This window comes from Thalassobaculum litoreum DSM 18839, assembly GCF_900102465.1.
In the GTDB taxonomy this organism is placed as follows: Bacteria; Pseudomonadota; Alphaproteobacteria; order Thalassobaculales; family Thalassobaculaceae; genus Thalassobaculum; species Thalassobaculum litoreum.
In genome coordinates this window covers 236,709-256,004 of sequence record NZ_FNBW01000007.1, presented here as the reverse complement: position 1 = coordinate 256,004, position 19,296 = coordinate 236,709, and the positions used below count along the sequence as shown (strand labels likewise).

Genomic DNA, 19,296 nt, shown 5'->3' with positions numbered 1-19,296 from the left:
TTTTCTCCCCGCTCGTTTGAGCGGCCGACAACCCGATTGCGGGAGACCCCGATGGCGCATGCGGTAGAAGAGGCAGGCCCGGCACGGCCGTTGACCATGGCCGACGGCACGCCCCTGAAGGTGGCTCTGGCCCGCGCCACAAGGCGCAGCAAGATCCGCGCCTTCCTGCTGGTCGCCCCGCTGCTGCTGTTCATCCTGGTCACCTTCATCTTCCCGATCGTCGACATGCTGATGCGCAGCGTCGACAACCCGGAAGTGAACGAAGCCATCCCGCAGACTGTCGCCGAACTGGAGAACTGGGACGGCGAGGGCCTGCCGCAGGACGCGGTCTTCGCCGCCTTCATCCAGGAGATGGGCGACCGCAGCGAGGGGCAGCGACGAAATATCGGCCGCATGGGCGCCCGCCTGAACTACGAGGACGGCGGCTTCCGCTCCCTGATCAACAAGTCGCAGCGCGCCGCCGCCAAGATCCAGGACGACCCGATGCAGTTCGCCCTGGTCGGTTTCGACGAGCGCTGGGAGGACAAGGCGACCTGGCCGACCCTGGACGCCCTGGCCGAGACGCCGGAATTCGCCGAGGTACTGCCGGAGACCGCCGCCCTGCTGCGCAAGTGGGAGACCGGCAACTCGCCCTTCGCCGAGAAGACGCCGAAGCCGGAGACCTACCCCACGCTTCTGACGGAACTGGAGAGCGCGCAGGCGGACGGTTCGCTCGACCGGCTGCTGCCGCTGGTGCAGGCCGAGAACGAGGAGCTCGCGGCCCTGCTGGAGAAGACCGCCACCGGGGCGGGCGAGATCCGCGAGAACCCGCTACGCTTCGCCCTGGTCGGCGTCGACCCGGACTGGGGCAAGCCGAGGACCTGGACGATCATCAAGCAGGTCTCCTCGCCGATCACCTTCAGCTACTACCTGAACGCGGTCGACCGGACGTATGACATCGAAGGCAACATCGTCATGCAGCCGGAGTGGAAGCAGATCTACGTCCAGCTGTTCATGAAGACGATCTACGTCTCCATCGGCGTGACGGTCGCCTGCCTGATCCTGGCCTATCCGATCTCCTACCTGCTGGCGACGCTGCCGCCGTCCAAGGGCAACCTGCTGCTGATCCTGGTGTTGCTGCCGTTCTGGACCTCGCTGCTGGTGCGCACGACGTCGTGGATCGTGCTGCTGCAGACCCAGGGCGTGATCAACGACACCCTAGTCTTCCTCGGGATCCTCTCCGACGATAACCGGATCGAGATGATCTACAACATGACCGGCACGATCATCGCCATGACGCATATCCTGCTGCCGTTCATGGTGCTGCCGATGTACTCGGTGATGAAGACGATCTCGCCGAGCTACATGCGCGCCGCCCGGTCGCTGGGCGCCAACCCGCTGATCGCCTTCGTGCGGGTGTACATGCCGCAGACCGTGCCCGGCATCGGCGCCGGCTCGATCCTCGTGTTCATCCTGGCGATCGGCTACTACATCACCCCGGCCCTGGTCGGTGGTCAGGACGGCCAGCTGATTTCCAATTTCATCGCCTATCACATGCAGAAATCGCTGAACTGGGGCCTCGCGGCCGCGCTCGGCACGATCCTGCTGGCTGGCGTGCTGGTGATGTACTGGCTGTACGACCGCCTGGTCGGCATCGACAACATGAAGCTCGGCTGAGCGGAGGGACGGCGATATGGCAATTCCCAGCTACGCAGGTCCCCTTGAGCGGGTCTGGTACTATCTCTACCGGCTGATCTGTGCGGCGATCTTCTTCTTCCTGATCGTGCCGATCCTCGTGATCATCCCGCTGTCGTTCAACGCGGAGCCGTACTTCACCTTCACGCCGGAGATGCTGCGCTTCGAGGCGGAAGCCTTCTCGCTACGCTGGTACGCAGACATCGTGAACAACGAGCAGTGGCTGCACTCGATCAAGAACAGCTTCATCATCGGCATCGCCTCCACCCTGGTCGCCACCTCGCTCGGCACTCTGGCCGCATTGGGTCTGTCGCGGGCGGAGCTGCCGGCCAAGAGCCTGCTGATGGGCATCCTGATCTCGCCGATGATCGTGCCGCTGATCATCACCGCGGCCGCCATGTTCTTCTTCTACTCGGCCCCCTTCGGCAGCGATTTCGCGCTGGCGCAGACCTATACCGGCGTGATCCTGGCGCACGCCGCGCTCGGCACGCCGTTCGTGGTGATCACGGTCACCGCCACCCTGGTCGGCTTCGACAAGAACCTGATCCGGGCGTCGAACAGCATGGGCGCGGACATGCCGACCACCTTCTTCAAGGTGATCATGCCGCTGATCCTTCCGGGGGTGATCTCCGGTGCCCTGTTCGCCTTCGTCACCTCGTTCGACGAGGTGGTCGTGGTGCTGTTCATGGCCGGGTTCGAGCAGCGCACCATCCCGCGACAGATGTGGGCCGGCATCCGCGAGCAGATCAGCCCGACGATTCTCGCCGTGGCGACCCTGCTGATCATCATCTCCACGATGCTGCTGGCGACCATCGAGCTCCTGCGGCGGCGCAACGAGAAGATGCGCGGTGTGACCTACTGACGGCGTTTTCGCGAATCATTCGCAACAAGCTGCTGGACTTTTGGTCCCGGACGCATCATATGAATGGGGAACCGCCACGCCTGGAGGCAGGGGCATGTACCGCGACAATTCTCTCGTTCCCAAGGAAGCCATTCGTCTCGCCGCGCTCGGCCTGCTGGCGGAGGGCGAACGGGTCTATAGCGACCTGTCCGCCGAGGTTCGGGAATTCGCGGCCCGCATCGTCGGCCCGTCCCTCGACCTGCTCGGCACCTCCATCGAGCTGCTGAAGTTCGAGGGGCTGATCGAGGCGGTACCAGGTCAGGGCTCCGGCGACAACGCCCTGCTCCGGCTGAGCGACGAGGGACGCGAGGCGCTGTCCGGCTACCTGACCTCGCCGCTGCGCCCGGGCGTGTCCGACCTGAACAAGCTGGTGCTCGCCCTCAAGCTGCGCTTCATCGACCAGCTCGACGCCGAAGGCCGCGGCGAGCAGCTGCACGCGCTGGAGGTCATGTACCAGGGCGAGCGCGCCCGTCTGGCCGACCTAGCCGCCCATGAGGAATGGGGCGGCGGCCTGCTGGACGACTGGCTGGGCCACGAGATCGACCAGATCGACCGCCGCATCGAGTGGGTGCGCGGGCTTCGGGGTTAGCCGGGCTACCGCTCGCTCAGCAGCAGGCGCAGGCCGAGCAGGCCGAAGGCGCCGGCAAATCCGTATCTCAGAATTTTCATGACCGACGGTTTCGCCAGGACGTAGGTTCTGGCGGCCGACGCGCAGAGGCCATAGACCGCGAAGACCGCGAAGGTCATCGCCATGAACACCGCCCCCAGCACCAGGATCGACAGCGCCGGGGCCGGCGCGTCCGCCGGCAGGAACAGCGGCAGGAACGCCAGGAAGAACAGCGTCAGCTTCGGGTTCAGCAGGTTGAGCAGGATGCCGCTCAGGATGATGCGATGGGCCGGGCGCCCGTCGCGCTCGGACGTCACCTCCAGCGCCCCGCCGTCCCGCAGAATCCCCCAGGCCATGTAGAAGAGATACGCCACGCCGAGCAGCTTCACCGCCTGGAAGGCCGCCGCACTGGAATGCAGCAGCGCCGCAAGCCCCACCGCGCAGGCGACCAGATGCGGCACGATGCCCAGCGTACAGCCGAAGGCGGCGATCAGGCTGGCCCGGCTCCCGCGTCCCACACCGTGGGCCAGCGTGTAGATCACCCCGGTCCCGGGCATGACGCAGACCGCCAGCGACGTCAGCAGGTAGTCCGGTGCGAGTGCAGACGCCAGGGCGGCCCTCAATGCGTCGTCGATCACGATCCCTCTCCTCTCGACGGCTTCAACGGCCGTCAGAAGAGCGGAAGCCGCGTTCCCCGGTCTTGAACGAAGTTGCAGGCCCGACGCTCAGGTGCCGGCATAGGCACCGGGCGGGTAGCCGAAGCGGCGAGTGAACAGCCGGGTCATGTGACTCTGGTCGGAAAATCCGCAGGCCGCCGCGACCTCGGCCAGGGGCAGACCGCCGCGGATCTGCCGGCGGGCCAGTTCGATCCGCCGCCGCAGCAGATAGGCATGGGGGGTGAGCCCCGTCGCCCGCGCGATCCCCCGCACCACCTGGAACCGGCTGAGTCCCGCCGCCGCGGCTAGCTCGCGCAGGCCGAGGGGCGCCGTCGGATCGTTATCGATCAGCTCCAGCGCACGGCGGATACCGCCGACGGGTCCCGGCCCCGCCGCGCGAACGCCGAGCAGCGGCGCCAGCGCCAGGAGGCTCCGCTCCTCGCTCTCCAGGCCCTCGCCATCCGATGCCGCCCGATGGATCGCGGCGATCATGGCCGCGACACGGGCGGCGACCCGCCGGTCGGTCACGACGGGGGCGGTGAATTCGCGGCCGGTGTCGGCCCGCCCATCCACCTCGTCAACCAACGACGCCATTCGGCTCGGCTCGACATACAGCATGGACCAGCGGCGCCCGCCGCCGATCGGTGCGCCGTCATGCACCTCGCCCGGGTTCACGGTGATCACGTCGCCCGCCTCGGCCTCGACCTGACCGCGTCCGCTGGCGGAGATCTGCGCGCCGTCGAGGATCACGCCGACGCCGAACTGGTCGTGGCAATGGCGGGGAAAGCTGCGGTCGGTATCGGCCAGGACCGCGTCGACCCCGTCGATCACGTCGCGGCGGATCGTGACGGAGCCGCGCTCCACCGGCCGCCCCCTACTCCGCCGCGACGGTCTTGCCGGCCGACGCGTCCAGGGCCCGGCGGATGAACCCGGCGATCCAGGCGCCCATGGCGTCGTGGTCGAGCGGCTTCTGCAGCGACGCCTTGCCGGCGGCGAACACCTCGGCGCCGACTCGCTGCTCGCGCAGATCGAGCAGGCGGTCGACGATGGGAATGGTCATTTCCGGATGACCCTGGAAGGTCAGGATCTTCTCACCGATCCGCAGCATGGCGTTGGGGCAGAACTCGGTGCCGGCCAGCACCACCGCGCCCTGTGGCGCCTCCACCACCTGATCCTGGTGGCTGACCACCACGTTCGGGCGATCGGGGCCGCCGTCCATCCAGGCCTCGCGCCTGAGGACCGGATGGGTGTGCACGCCGATGCCCCAGCCCTTGTCCGACTTCACCACCGTACCCCCCAGCGCCTGGGCGATGAGCTGGTGGCCGAAACAGCCGCCGATCAGCACCTTGCCGGCGGCCGCCGCGTCGCGCACGAACTGCTCGGCCCGGCGGATCCAGTCGAGATTCTCGTAGACCCCGTGCGGGCTGCCGGTGAAGACATAGACGTCGTGATCCTCGACGGAAGCCGGGAACGTGCCCTCGATGATCATCGAGCCGGTGATGGTCGCCTCCGGCAGATGCGGCGCCAGCAGCCGGCGGAACATCTCCAGATACGGATCCAGCACGTCGGCCAGATCCGGCCCGACATGGGCGCATACCATCACGCAGATCCGCATCTCGACTCTCTCCCTAGAGGATGTGCTGGCCGCCGGTCACGAAGATCTCGGTGCCGGTGACATACTCGCTGTCCTCGCTGCACAGGTAGTAGATCGCCCCGGCCACGTCCTTCGGCTGGCCGAGTTTCTGCAGCGGGATGCGCGGGATCAGCACCTCGGTCTCCGGCGACAGCATGGCGGTCTCGATCTCGCCCGGCGCCACCGCGTTCACCCGCACGCCCAGCTCGGCGAACTCGTTGGCCATCTCCCGGGTCAGCGCCGACAGGGCCGCCTTGGAGGTGGAATAGGCCGAGCCGGCGAAGGGATGGATCTCGTGGCCGGCAATGGAGGTGATGTTGACGATCGCCCCCTTGCCCTTGTGCAGCGAGGCGGCGAAGCCGCGCGCCAGCTTCAGCGGCGCGAAGAAATTCACCTCGAACACCCGGTGCCAGGCCTCCAGATCGCCGTTCAGCACGCCGAGCCGCTCCTTGAACGACGATTTCGGCGACCAGCCGGCATTGTTCACCAGGGCGTGCAGCGGCCGGTCGCCCAGCCACTCGTTCGCCTCGTCGATGAAGGCGTCCAGGCTCTTGGGATCCGACAGGTCGGCGGAGATGTGCCAGGCCCGGTCGGGGTCGCGCAGGCATTCCGCCGGCGGCGCGTCGCGCGAGCAGGTCAGCAGCCGCCAACCCCGGCGCACGAAGATCTGAACGGTGGCGTGGCCGATCCCTCGACTGGCGCCGGTGAGAAGCATGAGTTTTGAGTCGTCTGACATGGGTCGGAGCCTATCCCCATCGGCGCAGGGCGTCACCTGCGCAGACAGGGTGCAACGGCATTTCCCACGGGTTGAGGAACCGGCTCCGAGCCGGACCGTTTCCCGACGATGCGCCACTAGCCGGGAAAGGACGCCCCGTGCAGGATCTCTTGCCGACCATCGGCCAATTCACCAGCAGCGACACAGCCATGTACGCTGAAAGACTGGGCCTGGCCCTGCTGCTGGGCATGGTCATCGGCCTCGATCGGGAGTTGCACCGCAAGCCGGCCGGCCTGCGCTCGCACATGCTGGTGTCGCTCGCCTCGGCTTCCTTCGCGCTGATCGCCATGGAGATCGTCGACTCGGTCGACGGCTGGGACGAGCATGTCCGCATCGACCCGACCCGCGTGCTGGAGGCGGTGGTCACCGGCATCGCCTTCCTCGGCGCCGGCGCCATCATCCGCAACAAGGGCGAGGTGGAAGGCATCACCACGGGCGCCAGCCTGTGGCTGACCGGCGCCCTCGGCGTGGCCTGCGGCGTCGGCCAGCTCTACCTCGCCGGCATGACGGCGGTATTGGGCGTGATCGTGCTGGTGGTGATCGGGCTCATCGAGCGCCGCGCCGAGCGGCGACGGGATTGCGTCGGCGACGAGTGAGCGCCTCGGCCAGCCAGGGCACCTGTTCCGTGGCGGCCGCCGATGCGGCCGCCGCCGTCTCGAACCGGGCGGCGGAGTGGTAGGCGACCGGCGTCCAGCCCCCGCCGTCTTCCGGGTCGCGCCGGAACTCCTCGAAGCCGTAGCTGCCGTCCGGTCGGGAAAACAGATCCACACACCGGTCGTGCTGGCGGTTCTCGACGCTGTCGAAAACCAGCCAGCCCTCGTCCAACCGGCGCGACACCCGGTTCAGCGGACGCTGACGACGCGGAAGGTGTGTTGCTCGCCGTCGTGTTCGGTGATCGACACGTATTCGCCTTCGACGAAGTGATGACGGTCGAACTTGAAGATCATGTCGTCCTCCTCATCTTCCTCGTGGGTCACGCCGTCGTAGTGGAACAGCCAGCGGTTGCCGCGGCGGTGGACCAGATGACCGGTCTCCTCCGCCGCACCGTCCCAGAACCGCCGGAAGGTGCAGTCGCTGCGCACCTTGGACCACGCGTCATGGTCCAGCGTACCGTCCGCGGTCAGCGGCGCCTTGAACTCGTAGCCGCGAGAGGCGCTGCCCTCGGGAAACTCGGGGCCGCGGGCCAGCTCCAAACGAATGGTTCGCACGCTCATTCCGGTGATTCCTTCACGTTTTTCGTTGTTATCGGGCCAGCATCATGGGCACCGATCCTTCGGTCAAGGCATCGTCCGTGACGCCGCCCATGACGAATTCGCGGACCCGGCTGTGGCTGTAGGCGCCGATCAGGATCAGGTCGGCCTTCTGCTTGCCGGCCTCGACCTCGAGGGTCGCCGCCACGCCGGCCTTGTCCATCGTCGCCTTCACCGCCTCAGCCTTCACGCCGTTGGCCCGCAGGGTATCGGCCAGGGGTTCGGGATCGGCCGACACGTCGCCGTCATCGACTGTCACGACGACCACCTTGCCCGCCTGCAGCAGCAGCGGCATCGCCATCGAGACCGCCCGTGCCGCCTCGGCCGAGCCGTTCCAGGCCACCAGGATGGTGGTGGCGATGCTCTCCAGCTCCGCGTCGGGAACGACGATGACCGGCCGCCCGGCCTCCATCACCGCCACTTCCAGCAGGGCCGCCCGGTCCGGGCTGACATCCCGCGGGGCGCGGGCGCAAATCACCACATCGCTGACGCGCTCCGCGGCCACCTCGACGCCCGGCACTGGGCCGACCAGTTCGCCGAAGGTCGCGCTCAGGCCCTCGGCGCCGGGGGCCGCGCCGACATTGGCGCCGGCTGCCGTTGCCCACTCGTCGAAGTTCTTCCTGGCTTTCGCCGCCTGTTCCTGGGAGCCCTTCTCCGCGGCGGCCATGACCTCGTCGATCATCGCCGCGCCGAAGCCCTCCCCGACGATCGGCAGGACATCGCGCGGATCGCGGCGCAGCACGCGCGCATCGACAAAGCCGCCGGACGCCGCCAGCAGCTTGCCCGCAGCATCCAGGGCCGCACGGTCGCCAAGCTCACCAAGCAGCGGAACGAAGATCCGTTTCATCTCATGCCTCCATGGCCGGTAGTCGATCGGGCGGTCGCCCTCTCGTATGTGGAGGCTAGGTCAGGCGATGCAAACCGACCTTGATGCAGATCAAGCGATATGCGGCCCGTTTTCCGGTTCAGGGATACAGGCGCTGCACGCTCCAGGGCTGGCCTTCGGCCTGGCGGGTGAAGACGAAACGGTCGTGCAGCCGGAACGCCCCGTCGTGCCAGAACTCGATGCGCAGCGGCGACAGCCGGTAGCCGGACCAGTAGGGCGGGCGCGGCACCGCCTCGCCGGGATATTCGCCGCTGAAGCGCTCGACCGACTGCATCAGCGTCGCCCGGTCGGCGAGCGGACGCGACTGCTGCGAGGCCCAGGCGCCGATCCGGCTGTTGCGCGGACGGCTGTCGTAATAGTCGTCGGCCTCGGCCGCGGTCACCGGCGTCACCGCCCCCTCGAAGCGGACCTGGCGGCGCAGGGACTTCCAGTGGAACAGCAGAGCCGCGAACGGGTTCACGGCAAGCTGCAGACCCTTCTGGCTCTCGGTGTTGGTGTAGAACACGACACCGCTCTCGTCGTAGTCCTTCATGAGCACGATCCGGGCCGAAGGACGGCCGTCGGAACCGGCGGTCGCCAGGGTCATCGCGTTGGCGTCGTTGACCTCGCTGGCCTCTGCCTCGGCGAACCAGAGCCGGAACTGCTCGAACGGATCGTCGGTCTGCGGCTCGAAAATGGCCTTGTCGTCACTCATGTCACATCCCCTCGATGCCGGTGTCCGGCCTTCAATATGGCGAGAGCGACGCCATATCCAGTGCCGAATTGCCGACCGGAGCGGCGTGGCGATGGAATATCGGTGCGCAAAAAAGAGTTGAAGGAACCGACGGATCGTCGTGGCCGTTACGTTTCTAGCTGCGAGTTCCGCGATCTCCATCGTCGAAGGCGTCACTGCCCCGGCTTTGGATGGGGAATTCAGGGGAATCAGTCCGGCCGGAAAATGCCGGGCTCATGCGAAAGGTAAGAAGATCATGTTCCGCAAGACCGCAATCGTCTCCGCAATGGCGCTCAGCCTCGGCCTTGCCGCCTGCGCGGACACCGGGGCCAAGCAGACCGGCGGCGCCGTTCTCGGCGGCCTCGGCGGCGCCGTCGCCGGCTCGCAGTTCGGCCAGGGCAAAGGCCAGCTCGCCGCCGTCGCAGCCGGCACCCTGCTCGGCGCGCTGATCGGCAGCGAGGTCGGCAAGTCGCTCGACCGGGCCGACAAGGCGGCGCTGGCCTCGACCACCCAGAACACGCTTGAGAACCAGCCGAGCGGCGCCAGCTCGACCTGGAGCAACCCCGATTCGGGTAATTACGGCACCGTGACACCGACCCGGACCTATCAGACGAACAACGGCCAGTACTGCCGCGAGTACTCGCAGACGATCAATGTCGGCGGCCGCACGGAAGAAGCCTTCGGCACCGCCTGCCGCCAGCCGGACGGCACCTGGAAGGTGGTCAACTGAGGTCGGTCTGGCGACCCCCTTTACAAAGTCTTGATCCGGGACGACCTCTGGTCGGACACTCACGCTTCGAGTTTCCTGACGAGGTATCTGCGGCAATGGAACGGCCCACGGCCAGGTTCCCGATCATGTCGATCCTTCATCCGCCGACGGGAGTCGGCGGATGAGCGATCCGTATAAGGTTCTCGGCGTTACCCCGTCGGCCTCCCAGGACGAGGTAAAGGCCGCCTACCGCAAGCTCGCCAAGAAATACCATCCCGACCTGAACCAGGGCGACGACGACGTCGCCCGCAAGTTCCAGGAGGTCAGCTCGGCCTACGACCTGCTGGGCGACCCGGCCAAGCGCAAGAAATACGACCGCGGCGAGATCGATCCGGACGGCCGCGAGCGTCGCGGCCGCGGTAGCTTCTGGTCCAAGGGCTGGAAGTCGCGCAGCGGCCATGCCACCGGCGGCACCGGCTCGGGCCGCGGCAGCACCTTCGATTTCGACGACACGTTCGACGGCGACGGCAGCGGCGACCCGATCGAAGAGATCCTCAAGCAGTGGCGCGCCGGACGGTCCGGCACGGCCGGCGGACCCTCCGCCGGCGACGCCGGCCCGCGCAGCTCGCCGCGGCGCAACTCCCAGGACCTGCGCTACCGCCTGAAGATCCCCTTCGTGGAGGCGGTGAGCGGCATCAAGAAGCGGGTGACGCTGAGCGACGGCAAGGTCGTCAACCTGACGATCCCGCCGGCGACCGAGGACGGTACCGTGCTGCGCCTGAAGGGCCAGGGCAAGCCGGCCAGCAGCGCCCTGCCCGCCGGCGACGCCTATCTGGAGCTGAATGTCGAGCCGCACGCCCATTTCACCCGCGAGGGCGACGACATCCTGCTGGACCTGCCGATCACCCTGCAGGAGGCCATTCTCGGCGCCAGCGTGACGGTGCCGACCGTGCACGGCTCGGTCTCGCTGAAGATCCCGAAGGGCTCGAACGGCGGCAAGCGCATGCGCCTGCGCGGCAAGGGCGTGCCGGCCAAGGGCGGCGGCGAGCCGGGCGACCAGTACGTCACCCTGCGTGTGATGCTGCCGGAAAACGTGGATGCCGACCTGACCCAGTTCATCGAGAAATGGGGCGCCACCCACGCCTACAACCCGCGCAAGTCGCTGGGCTGAACTGCCGGGTTAGAGTCCCGGGCTGAGGCGACCGGCTACTCCGCCGGCGCGCTTCCGTCGGTCCGCGGCAGCATGGTGATCACGCCCTTGGCCTCCCATTCCGACGCGCGGTCGCGGATCGACTGGTCGATCACGTCGGCCAGCGACACCCCGAGCAGCCGGTCCTCGGCATCGGCCAGCTCGCGCAGCAGGGACGGCACCGGCCCCAGCCGGCCGTCCAGCACCCGGGTCATCATCTTGTTCACTTCCAGCTTGCGCATCAGACCGAGGGTCACGCCGAGGTCGCGGGCCAGTTCGGCCACCGTGGCGTGGCGCAGATCGCGGGTCAGGCTGTAATTGTCCTCGTCGGTGGCGGCGACATAGCCGGTCACCCGCAGGTCCTCTATCACCGAATCCCGGGCGTCCAGCGGCAGGGCGTCGGCCAGGGATTCCGCGTCGACCGCCCCGCCGGTCCGCGCCTTGGCCGAGATCACCGCCAGCAGTGCGACCGCCGCCTCCAGCCGCAGGGCCGGCGACAGGGCGGCCGTCACGCCCGGCACCCGCGAGCGCCACCATTCAGGAAACGAGGCCGCGAAGACCGCGCCGAACAGCACGATCGTCCAGGCCATGTACAGCCAGATCAGGAAGATCGGCACCACCGCCACCGCGCCGTAGATCGTCTGATAGGTCGGAAACGAGGAGAGATACCAGCGGAAGCCCCACTTCAGCAGCTCCAGGGCAATCCCGCTGACCGCCCCGCCGATCAGCGCGTCGCGCAGCCGGACCTGGCGCGCCGGCACCAGCATGAACATCACGGTGAAGGCGCCGGTCTGGATCAGCGCGGCGAACAGCCGATTGAAGAAGCCGAGCTTGCCGGTCAGGTCGATCGGCATCACCCCGGCCCCTTCCCAGGCCAGGCGCTGGATCGCGACGAATATGTCCGTGGTCAGCGTGAAGCTGACGGCCAGGAGCAACGGGCCCAGGGTCAGCATGGTCCAGAAGATCAGCAGCCGGGAGACGAGCGGCCGGCTGCGCTGTACCCGCCAGATCCGGTTGAAGGTCGCCTCGATGGTCGCCAGCAGCAGGACCGCGGACACGCCCAGGGCCACCACGCCGACCGCGGTCAGGTTGGTGGTGTTCTGGGTGAAGTCGGCGATGTAGCTGCGCACCTCCAGGCCGACCTCCGGCACCAGATTCTCGAACAGCATCGCCTCGAACCGGTCCTGGATCGCCTCGAAAACCGGGAAGGCGGAAAAGATGGCGAACGCGATGGCCAGCAGGGGCACCAGCGCAAGCAGCGACGTATAGGTCAGCGCACCCGCTGCCTGGGCCCCCTGATCGGCATAGAACCGGCGCACCGCGTAGAAGGCGTAGTTGCCGACATCGACCGCGATTCGCGTGGCGCGATGGGCCTTCCAGCGGTCCAACCGGCTGGAAGACTTCTTCTTATCCGGTGATTCCATGCGGCGATCCTAACACGTCAAAGCCATCGGCGCGCTTGCTTGCGGGTGTGGATCGATGGTGTAGGATGCGTCACTGCATGCTGATTGGCGATATCGAGGATTTAATGACGAAAGATCCCCGCATCATGGCGGGCAAACGCGGCCTGATCATGGGCGTGGCAAACGACCGTTCCATCGCCTGGGGCATTGCAAAGGCGGCCGCCGATCAAGGCGCCGAGCTTGCCTTCACCTATATGGGCGAGGCCCTGGAGAAGCGGGTGCGACCGCTGGCCGATCAGCTGGGGAGCAGCATGGTCGAGCCCTGCGACGTGAACGACGATTCCAGCGTCGACCGGGTGTTCAGCCGCATCGCCGAGACCTGGGGCAGCCTGGATTTCCTGGTGCACGCCATCGCCTATTCCGACAAGGACGAGCTGAAGGGCAAGTACCTGGACACCTCGCGCGACAACTTCCGGCGCACGATGGACATCTCCTGCTACTCCTTCACCTCCGTCGCCAAGCGCGCCGCCCCGTTGATGAAGGACGGCGGCAGCCTGCTGACCCTGACCTATTACGGGGCCGAGCGGGTGATGCCGCACTACAACGTCATGGGCGTGGCCAAGGCGGCGCTGGAGGCCAGCATCCGCTACCTCGCCGTCGACATGGGCGACCAGGGCGTGCGGGTGAACGGGCTGTCGGCCGGGCCGATGAAGACCCTGGCCGCCTCGGGCATCGGCGATTTCCGCTATATCCTGAAGTGGAACCAGTTCAACTCGCCGCTGCGCCGCAACGTGACGCTGGAGGATGTCGGCGGCGCCGGCGTCTACCTGCTGTCGGACCTGTCGACCGGCGTGACCGGCGAAGTGCATCACGTCGATTGCGGCTACAACATCGTCGGTATGAAGGCGGTGGACGCGCCCGACATCTCCGTCGTCTGACCGGGATCGGGAGCATACGCCATGGCCAGCAACGGTTTCGGCCAGATCTTCCGGGTCACCACCTGGGGTGAGAGCCACGGGCCCGCGATCGGCTGCGTGATCGACGGGGTGCCGCCGCGCATCCCGTTGAGCGAAGCCGACATCCAGCACGACCTGGACCGCCGCAAGCCGGGCCAGTCGCGCCACACCACCCAGCGCCGCGAGCCGGACGAGGTGCAGATCCTGTCCGGCGTGTTCGAGGGCCAGACCACCGGCACCCCGCTGTCGCTGGTGATCCACAACCAGGACCAGCGCTCCAAGGATTACGGCGAGATCAAGGACCGCTACCGGCCCGGCCACGCCGACTACACCTACGACGCCAAGTACGGCATCCGCGACTATCGCGGCGGCGGGCGCTCCTCGGCGCGCGAGACCGCGATGCGGGTCGCCGCCGGTGCCGTCGCCAAGAAGATCCTGGCCCGGCGCCTGGGCAACGCCTTCTCCGTGCGCGGTGCGCTGGTGCAGATCGGCCCGCACGGCATCGACCGGGCGCGCTGGGACTGGGCCGAGGTGCAGAACAACCCGCTGTTCTGCCCCGACCCGGTGGCGGCCGCCGAGTGGGAGACCTTCCTCGACGGCGTGCGCAAGGCCGGGTCCTCCGCCGGTGCCGTGATCGAGACCGTGGCCACCGGCATTCCGGCGGGCCTGGGCGAGCCGGTCTACGGCAAGCTCGACACCGAGCTGGCGGCGGCGATGATGAGCATCAACGCGGTCAAGGGCGTGGAGATCGGCGACGGCTTCGCCGCCGCGTCGATCCCCGGCCACGAGGCCTCCGACGAGATGCGGATGCAGGACGGCAAGCCGGTCTTCACCTCCAACCATGCCGGCGGGATCCTGGGCGGCATCTCCAGCGGCCAGGACGTGGTGGTGCGTTTCGTGGTGAAGCCGACCTCCTCCATCCTCACCCCGCGCGCCTCGATCGACCGCTTCGGCCAGGAGGTGGAGGTGGTGACCAAGGGCCGCCACGACCCCTGCGTCGGCATCCGCGCGGTCCCGGTGGGCGAGGCGATGATGGCCTGCGTCCTGCTCGACCACCTGATGCGCCACGAAGCCCAGGTCGGGCCGATCGGGTGAGCCGGACGCCGCCGCGCGCCGCATTCGACAGGCCCGACCCGCAGACCGAGAGTAGAGTCGCGCACACTGACGCGGTCACGAAGTGATCCCGTCACCGCACGATCTGCTCTAGACTTCCGCCCTTGCTTCCGTCACCGGTCGAGACCCCATGCGTCGTTTCTTCGTCGGATTTTTCGCCACCATCGGCGTCCTCTGCCTTGTCCTGCTGGTCGGCACGCTCGCCGCCGGGATCTGGTTGGCCGACAGTTTCCAGACCGACGAGCCGCTGCCCAAGCGGATCATCCTGCAGCTCGATTTCAACGGGCCGATCGACGAGTCTCCGCTGCTGCCGGAACTGGCCGGTCTGCTGGACGAGGACGCGCCGCTGTCGATGATCGACTATGTCGACGCGCTCGACCGGGCGGCGGCCGACGACCGGGTGACCGGCCTGTTCGCCGATCTATCCACCCTCGCCCTCGGCCTCGCCCAGGCGCAGGAGCTGCGGGCCGCCGTGTTCCGCTTCCGCAGCGCCGGCAAGACCGCCATCGCCTTCGCCGACAGCTTCGAGAGCGGCGAAAACGGTCCCTACTACCTGGCCAGCGCGTTCGACCGGATCTGGCTGCAGCCCTCGGGCCTGCTGGGCCTGACCGGCCTGCAGCTCGAATTTCCCTATGCCGCCGGGCTGCTGGACAAGCTCGGCCTGCGCGCCGAGTTCGAGCAGCGCTACGAGTACAAGGGCGCCGCCGGCGCGGTCACCGAGGACCATATGCCCCGCCCGGTGCGCGAGAACATGACCCGGGTCGCGGAATCCCTGTTCGGCCAGGTGATCAGCGGCATCGCCACGGCCCGGCGGCTGGGCGGCGGCTCAGTGCAGGCGGTGATCGACCGCGGCCCGCTGCTGGCCACTGAATCGGTCTCCAACGGCCTGATCGACAGCCTGGGCTATCGCGAGCAGGCCCGGGCCATGCTGGAGGGCGAGAGCGTCGGCGTCGGCCGCTATCTCGACGGCGCCGGAGGGCCGTATGACGCCGGCACCCGGATCGCCCTGGTGCATCTGGACGGCGCCATCGTGCGCGGCGACAGCCAGGGCCTGCTGGACCGGGACAACGCCGCCTCCGGTCCGATCGTCGCCGCCCTGGACGACGTGCGCACCGACCCGGACGTCAAGGCGCTGATCCTGCGGGTCTCCTCGCCGGGCGGCAGCTACGTCGCCTCGGACACCATCCGCCACGCGGTGGAGCGGGTGCGCGAGAGCGGCCGGCCGGTGATCGTCAGCTTCGCCGACGTCGCCGCCTCGGGCGGGTATTTCGCCGCCCTGGGCGCCGATCACATCATCGCCCATCCGGGCACCCTGACCGGCTCCATCGGCACGCTGGGCGGCAAGGTCAGCGCCGAACAGCTGCTGCGCGACTGGGACGTCAATATCGGCCGGATCAGCATTGGCGCGAATGCCGGCATGTTCTCGCCGACCGAACCGTTCACCGACAGCCAGCGCGACCGGCTGCGCCGGCTGCTGGATGCGGTTTATGCCGATTTCACCGCCCGGGTCGCCGCCGCCCGCCGGCTCTCCGCCGACGAGATCGACGCGCTCGCCCGCGGCCGGGTCTGGACCGGCGAGGACGCCCGGCGGGTCGGCCTGGTCGACGCGGTGGGCGGCTATGCCGAGGCCATGCAGCTCGCCCGCAACGCCGCCGGCATCGGCCCGGACGCGCCGGTGGAACGGATGCGCTTCCCGCAGGAGGAGGAGCCCTGGGAGCGGCTGATCGAGCTGGTGCGCGACCGCGACTTCACCGCCTCCCTGCGGGTCCTTGCCGGACTGGCCCGCCATGCGCATATCCTGGGAGAGAGGCTGGAGGCGAGCGGCGTGGACCTGAACGGCAGCGGCGCGCGAATCAAGACCCGGGCGCCCGCGCTCGTGGTACAATAAGCCTCGGGGACATCCCTCAGGGGACGAAGGGGACCGACCGGCAGGCGCCGGCGAGGTCCATGGAGAGAGGCTGACATGATCCGGATATCCTTGGCTGCCGCCGTGCTTGCGCTTCTGGTCGCGGGCGCGCCGATCCTGTCGGCGCCGGTCCTGGCGGAGACCAGCTCCACCAAGGAGCGCAAGGAGGAACAGAAGCAGCGCGACAAGGAACACAAGCAGTTCAACCGCGAGATCCAGTACCGCCGGGTCGTCGGGCCGAACGTGCTGCCGATCGGCCCGTTCTCGATCTCGGTCTTCGTCAAGGGCCAGCCGCTGGAGGCCCGTCTCAGGGTGGCCATCGAGGCCAAGGACGTGCAGGCCAAGACCGCCCTGGACGCCCAGAAATGGGCGGTGAACGGCATCGTCTACCCGCTGGCGGTCAAGCTCTACGAACAGGGCCGGCCGAACCGCGATCAGATCGAACTGTTCAAGATGGAAGCCCAGACCCAGCTCTCCGAGCGCTATCCGGACATGGTCGAGGCGGTCTATATCGAGTCGCTGATCTAGAGCCAGATCCGATCAGATGGAGACATCTGCTCGTGTGAATTTGCTCTATCTTTAATGGGTTAGGGGCGACCCACGAGCGGACCGAACGGTCCGCTCGTGTGAATTTGCCCAAGCGCCAGTTCGTTGGAGCACGATCGAAGGACGCGCCCGGGTCTCAGGCGGACGTTGTCAGCCTTGGGTGCCGAGCAAATCCTCGGTCGCCCGGATCGCGGTGGGCAGCCTGTCCTCGAAGCCCTGGAACCAGGGTTGCCGCTGCAGGTCCCCGGCATCGCGGATCGAGCCCAGGGTCCATCCCCGCGAGACATCGCCCTGCATCGTCCCCATGGCCGATTTGATCAGCTGGGCCAGGGGGACGTCGCTGTCCAGCTGCTCGGCGAGCCCGTTGCCGCGCGGCGTACTCCATTCGTAGGCAATCTGGGCCGAGGCGCGGGCCGACGCCCAGGCGACACTGCTCTTCTCCTCGTCGCTCACCTGATCCAGGAAGGACATGGCGGCCTCCATCCGCGCCGGCGTGTCGTCGGGATTTGGATCGACGAAGGCACTCTTCTGGCTGGTCGGCCCGGAATAGAGCCCCATCGCCAAGCCCTGCTGCTGGAGCATGATGTTGCGGGCGATGTCCTGTTCCTCCTCGCTGAACAGGCCTTCGGCATTGGTGGCGACGGCATTGAGCGAGCGGCGGTCGAGATCGACCATCAAGGTGTACTGGTCGCGGCCCTCGAAGCTCCCGGCGTCGAACGGCTGACCCTCGGCCGCCATCTGCTCGTATCGGGCATCCATCCGGGTGCGGGCATCGGCGGCGACCTCGGCGCGGGACAGCCCGGACGAGCTCCCCGCCTGACCCGGGTCGGCGACGGCCGCCGCAAGCGCGGACGCCGGTTCGCCGTCGCGGGTCGGGAAGAAGCGGGAATAGTACGCGGCCGGATCGCTGTCGCGCAGGGCCAGCGCCTGGGCCTGGGGCGAGAGCTTCACCAGGACCGGGTCGCCGGCCTGTCCCGCCGTGCGTCCGGCCTGGTTCATGCCCTGGGCCGTTCCCTGGGCCGCCCCCTGGGTCGTCGCATCCGCGTCGCGCATCAGCCGCGCCAAGCTGGCGTAAGTGGAACTTCCGCCATAGACGGATGAAATGGTCATGTTGGCCTCCCTTTCCGGACTCCGGTGATCGGTGCTGGTCGGAAAGGAGGCAAGGGCCATGCCACTCAGGAAAGTACGGGTATACTGCGTCGGCGGGGTTCCGCCGACCGGGCAGAATCCGAGCCTGCGGCCCGGTCCGGGTCGGCAGAGTCTTCCGCCCTGTCGGGTCTGCCGGGCGGTCTACCGCCTTGTCGGGTCTGCCCCCGTCGGGACTGCCGGGCGGCCTACCGCCCTGTCCGGTCTGTCGGGCGGTCTACCGCCCGAGCGCGACGATGTCGCAGAACGGGGAGTGGCGCGAGACGACCTGTTCGTCGGCCCGCTCCAGGATATCCGCCTGGGCGGTGTGGAAGCCCTGGCGCTGCAGGAGGCGGACCACCTCGACGATGTAGTCGGTGTCGGAGCGCAGCTCCCCCTCCTCCAGCAGCGCCCGGCACAAGGTGGTGCCGAACTCTGTCAGGCGGATGCAGGACAGCACGAGCTGCTTGTCCGGGTGGTCGTGGGTGATGCGCAGCGCCTTGTCGGCATAGAGCAGGTTGGTCGAGAACCGGTCCTCGCGCTGGCTCTGGAACACCCGGTTGAGGTCCCGGTTGGTGCGGATCAGCCCGTATTCCTCCAGGATCAGCATGTCGTCGGAGGTCAGGTCCTTGCCCTCGAAGAAGGACGGCTCCAGGCGCACGATGAAATTGTTCACCGCGAAGGCAGACAGCCGGCGGAACACCGCGAGCACGGTCTTGGACAGGCTCGGCAGGCGGACCAGCACGCCGCAGGGCACGGCCCCCGGCCGGCGCACCTCCTGCACCAGCAGCCGGGCCCACAGCCGGGCGAATTCCGGATCGGCGGTGTCGGCGGCGTGGGTGAAGAACGCGGCCGCCCAGTCCTGGTCCGGCGCGCCGTCGACCACCTCCTCGGGCAGCAGGCGCAGGGCGCGCTGTAGGATCGCCTCGATATTGCGCTGACGCCGGCTCTCCACGTGGTCCAGCCGCTCGGACACCCGGCTGGCGAGACTGCCGTCGCCGGCCGCCTCGCCGCGGTGCATCTGCAGGCCGCGCACCCAGTCGCGCTGAGCGGCTCCCAGGGCGGCGACCACCATCTCGTTCAATCGGGCGAGTGCGGCCGCCGTGGTCGGCCCGGCCGGCTTCGGCAGACCGAGCGGCGGTGCCGCCCGCTCGGAGCCGTCGGGATCAGGGGCGCTGGGGCCCGCCTGGGTGCCCAGATGGGGGCCGGCAGGGGGTTGATTCCCGTCGAGTGTGCTCATCGTCACCTCTCCCAC

21 protein-coding genes are annotated in these 19,296 nt (G+C 68.1%); 10 read left to right on the top strand and 11 right to left on the bottom strand.

Annotated elements, in window-relative coordinates; genetic code table 11:
- Window positions 1–51: 51 nt before the first annotated feature.
- The 3 genes from BLS34_RS13360 (at window position 52) to BLS34_RS13350 (ending at window position 3,164) form a co-directional block, all read left to right on the top strand.
- Window positions 52–1,656 (top strand): ABC transporter permease, encoded by a 1,605-nt coding sequence (locus BLS34_RS13360; RefSeq protein WP_175474221.1) that lies wholly within the window; start codon window positions 52–54, stop codon window positions 1,654–1,656.
- Window positions 1,657–1,672: 16 nt separating this feature from the next.
- A complete protein-coding gene (locus tag BLS34_RS13355) occupies window positions 1,673–2,536 on the top strand; it encodes an ABC transporter permease (protein ID WP_028794166.1) in 864 nt (287 codons plus the stop codon).
- A 94-nt stretch (window positions 2,537–2,630) separates the two neighbouring features.
- Window positions 2,631–3,164, top strand: a complete 534-nt coding sequence (locus BLS34_RS13350; RefSeq protein WP_093150983.1) for a hypothetical protein — start codon at window positions 2,631–2,633, stop codon at window positions 3,162–3,164.
- Between the two features lie 5 nt (window positions 3,165–3,169).
- Here the strand turns inward: BLS34_RS13350 and BLS34_RS13345 are convergent, their stop codons facing one another.
- From BLS34_RS13345 to BLS34_RS13330, 4 genes are all read right to left on the bottom strand, one after another.
- The gene (locus BLS34_RS13345) at window positions 3,170–3,820 is read right to left on the bottom strand and encodes a LysE family translocator (protein WP_245701974.1); all 651 of its coding nucleotides are present in this window, start codon (window positions 3,818–3,820) and stop codon (window positions 3,170–3,172) included.
- An 87-nt stretch (window positions 3,821–3,907) separates the two neighbouring features.
- Window positions 3,908–4,702 carry a helix-turn-helix transcriptional regulator gene (locus BLS34_RS13340; RefSeq protein WP_093150981.1) on the bottom strand — a complete coding sequence of 265 codons (795 nt, stop codon included), beginning with the start codon at window positions 4,700–4,702 and terminating at the stop codon, window positions 3,908–3,910.
- A 10-nt stretch (window positions 4,703–4,712) separates the two neighbouring features.
- On the bottom strand, window positions 4,713–5,453 hold the full coding sequence (locus tag BLS34_RS13335; RefSeq protein ID WP_093150979.1) for a glutamine amidotransferase-related protein: 741 nt from the start codon (window positions 5,451–5,453) through the stop codon (window positions 4,713–4,715).
- Between the two features lie 13 nt (window positions 5,454–5,466).
- Window positions 5,467–6,207 (bottom strand): SDR family NAD(P)-dependent oxidoreductase, encoded by a 741-nt coding sequence (locus BLS34_RS13330; RefSeq protein ID WP_028794161.1) that lies wholly within the window; start codon window positions 6,205–6,207, stop codon window positions 5,467–5,469.
- Window positions 6,208–6,395: 188 nt separating this feature from the next.
- On the opposite strand from BLS34_RS13330, the gene BLS34_RS13325 reads away from it, so the two are divergent.
- Window positions 6,396–6,842, top strand: coding sequence for an MgtC/SapB family protein (locus BLS34_RS13325; RefSeq protein ID WP_093151057.1), 447 nt, complete (start codon window positions 6,396–6,398; stop codon window positions 6,840–6,842).
- Here BLS34_RS13325 and BLS34_RS13320 read toward each other — a convergent pair.
- From BLS34_RS13320 to pdxH, 4 genes are all read right to left on the bottom strand, one after another.
- Entirely contained in the window at window positions 6,793–7,083 is a 291-nt protein-coding gene (locus BLS34_RS13320) for a hypothetical protein (RefSeq protein ID WP_215906104.1), read from the bottom strand. The genes BLS34_RS13325 and BLS34_RS13320 overlap by 50 nt on opposite strands.
- A 5-nt stretch (window positions 7,084–7,088) precedes the next feature.
- A complete protein-coding gene (locus BLS34_RS13315) occupies window positions 7,089–7,460 on the bottom strand; it encodes a hypothetical protein (RefSeq protein ID WP_028794160.1) in 372 nt (123 codons plus the stop codon).
- Window positions 7,461–7,488: 28 nt separating this feature from the next.
- On the bottom strand, window positions 7,489–8,343 hold the full coding sequence (locus BLS34_RS13310) for a universal stress protein (protein WP_051244518.1): 855 nt from the start codon (window positions 8,341–8,343) through the stop codon (window positions 7,489–7,491).
- Window positions 8,344–8,461: 118 nt separating this feature from the next.
- On the bottom strand, window positions 8,462–9,076 hold the full coding sequence (gene pdxH / locus BLS34_RS13305) for a pyridoxamine 5'-phosphate oxidase (protein ID WP_038013975.1): 615 nt from the start codon (window positions 9,074–9,076) through the stop codon (window positions 8,462–8,464).
- A 274-nt stretch (window positions 9,077–9,350) separates the two neighbouring features.
- Here pdxH and BLS34_RS13300 point away from each other — a divergent pair, with 274 nt between their 5' ends.
- The gene (locus BLS34_RS13300) at window positions 9,351–9,824 is read left to right on the top strand and encodes an RT0821/Lpp0805 family surface protein (protein WP_028794158.1); all 474 of its coding nucleotides are present in this window, start codon (window positions 9,351–9,353) and stop codon (window positions 9,822–9,824) included.
- A gap of 160 nt (window positions 9,825–9,984) precedes the next feature.
- Entirely contained in the window at window positions 9,985–10,974 is a 990-nt protein-coding gene (locus BLS34_RS13295; protein WP_093150975.1) for a DnaJ C-terminal domain-containing protein, read from the top strand.
- Window positions 10,975–11,009: 35 nt separating this feature from the next.
- Here the strand turns inward: BLS34_RS13295 and BLS34_RS13290 are convergent, their stop codons facing one another.
- Window positions 11,010–12,416, bottom strand: a complete 1,407-nt coding sequence (locus BLS34_RS13290) for a YihY family inner membrane protein (RefSeq protein WP_093150973.1) — start codon at window positions 12,414–12,416, stop codon at window positions 11,010–11,012.
- A gap of 104 nt (window positions 12,417–12,520) precedes the next feature.
- Between BLS34_RS13290 and fabI the strand changes: the two genes are divergently transcribed.
- The 4 genes from fabI (at window position 12,521) to BLS34_RS13270 (ending at window position 16,898) form a co-directional block, all read left to right on the top strand.
- Window positions 12,521–13,333 (top strand): enoyl-ACP reductase FabI, encoded by an 813-nt coding sequence (fabI, locus tag BLS34_RS13285; protein WP_028794156.1) that lies wholly within the window; start codon window positions 12,521–12,523, stop codon window positions 13,331–13,333.
- 21 nt (window positions 13,334–13,354) lie between these two features.
- Entirely contained in the window at window positions 13,355–14,446 is a 1,092-nt protein-coding gene (aroC, locus tag BLS34_RS13280; protein WP_093150971.1) for a chorismate synthase, read from the top strand.
- Between the two features lie 148 nt (window positions 14,447–14,594).
- The gene (gene sppA, locus BLS34_RS13275; protein WP_093150968.1) at window positions 14,595–16,352 is read left to right on the top strand and encodes a signal peptide peptidase SppA; all 1,758 of its coding nucleotides are present in this window, start codon (window positions 14,595–14,597) and stop codon (window positions 16,350–16,352) included.
- A gap of 75 nt (window positions 16,353–16,427) precedes the next feature.
- Complete coding sequence (locus BLS34_RS13270; RefSeq protein ID WP_093150965.1) at window positions 16,428–16,898, top strand: hypothetical protein; 471 nt, start codon at window positions 16,428–16,430, stop codon at window positions 16,896–16,898.
- A 168-nt stretch (window positions 16,899–17,066) separates the two neighbouring features.
- Here the strand turns inward: BLS34_RS13270 and BLS34_RS13265 are convergent, their stop codons facing one another.
- Together BLS34_RS13265 and BLS34_RS13260 are read right to left on the bottom strand one after the other, a co-directional pair.
- Entirely contained in the window at window positions 17,067–18,026 is a 960-nt protein-coding gene (locus BLS34_RS13265) for a hypothetical protein (RefSeq protein WP_139189311.1), read from the bottom strand.
- A gap of 253 nt (window positions 18,027–18,279) precedes the next feature.
- Window positions 18,280–19,281 carry a DUF2806 domain-containing protein gene (locus tag BLS34_RS13260; protein WP_093150961.1) on the bottom strand — a complete coding sequence of 334 codons (1,002 nt, stop codon included), beginning with the start codon at window positions 19,279–19,281 and terminating at the stop codon, window positions 18,280–18,282.
- Window positions 19,282–19,296: the final 15 nt, after the last annotated feature.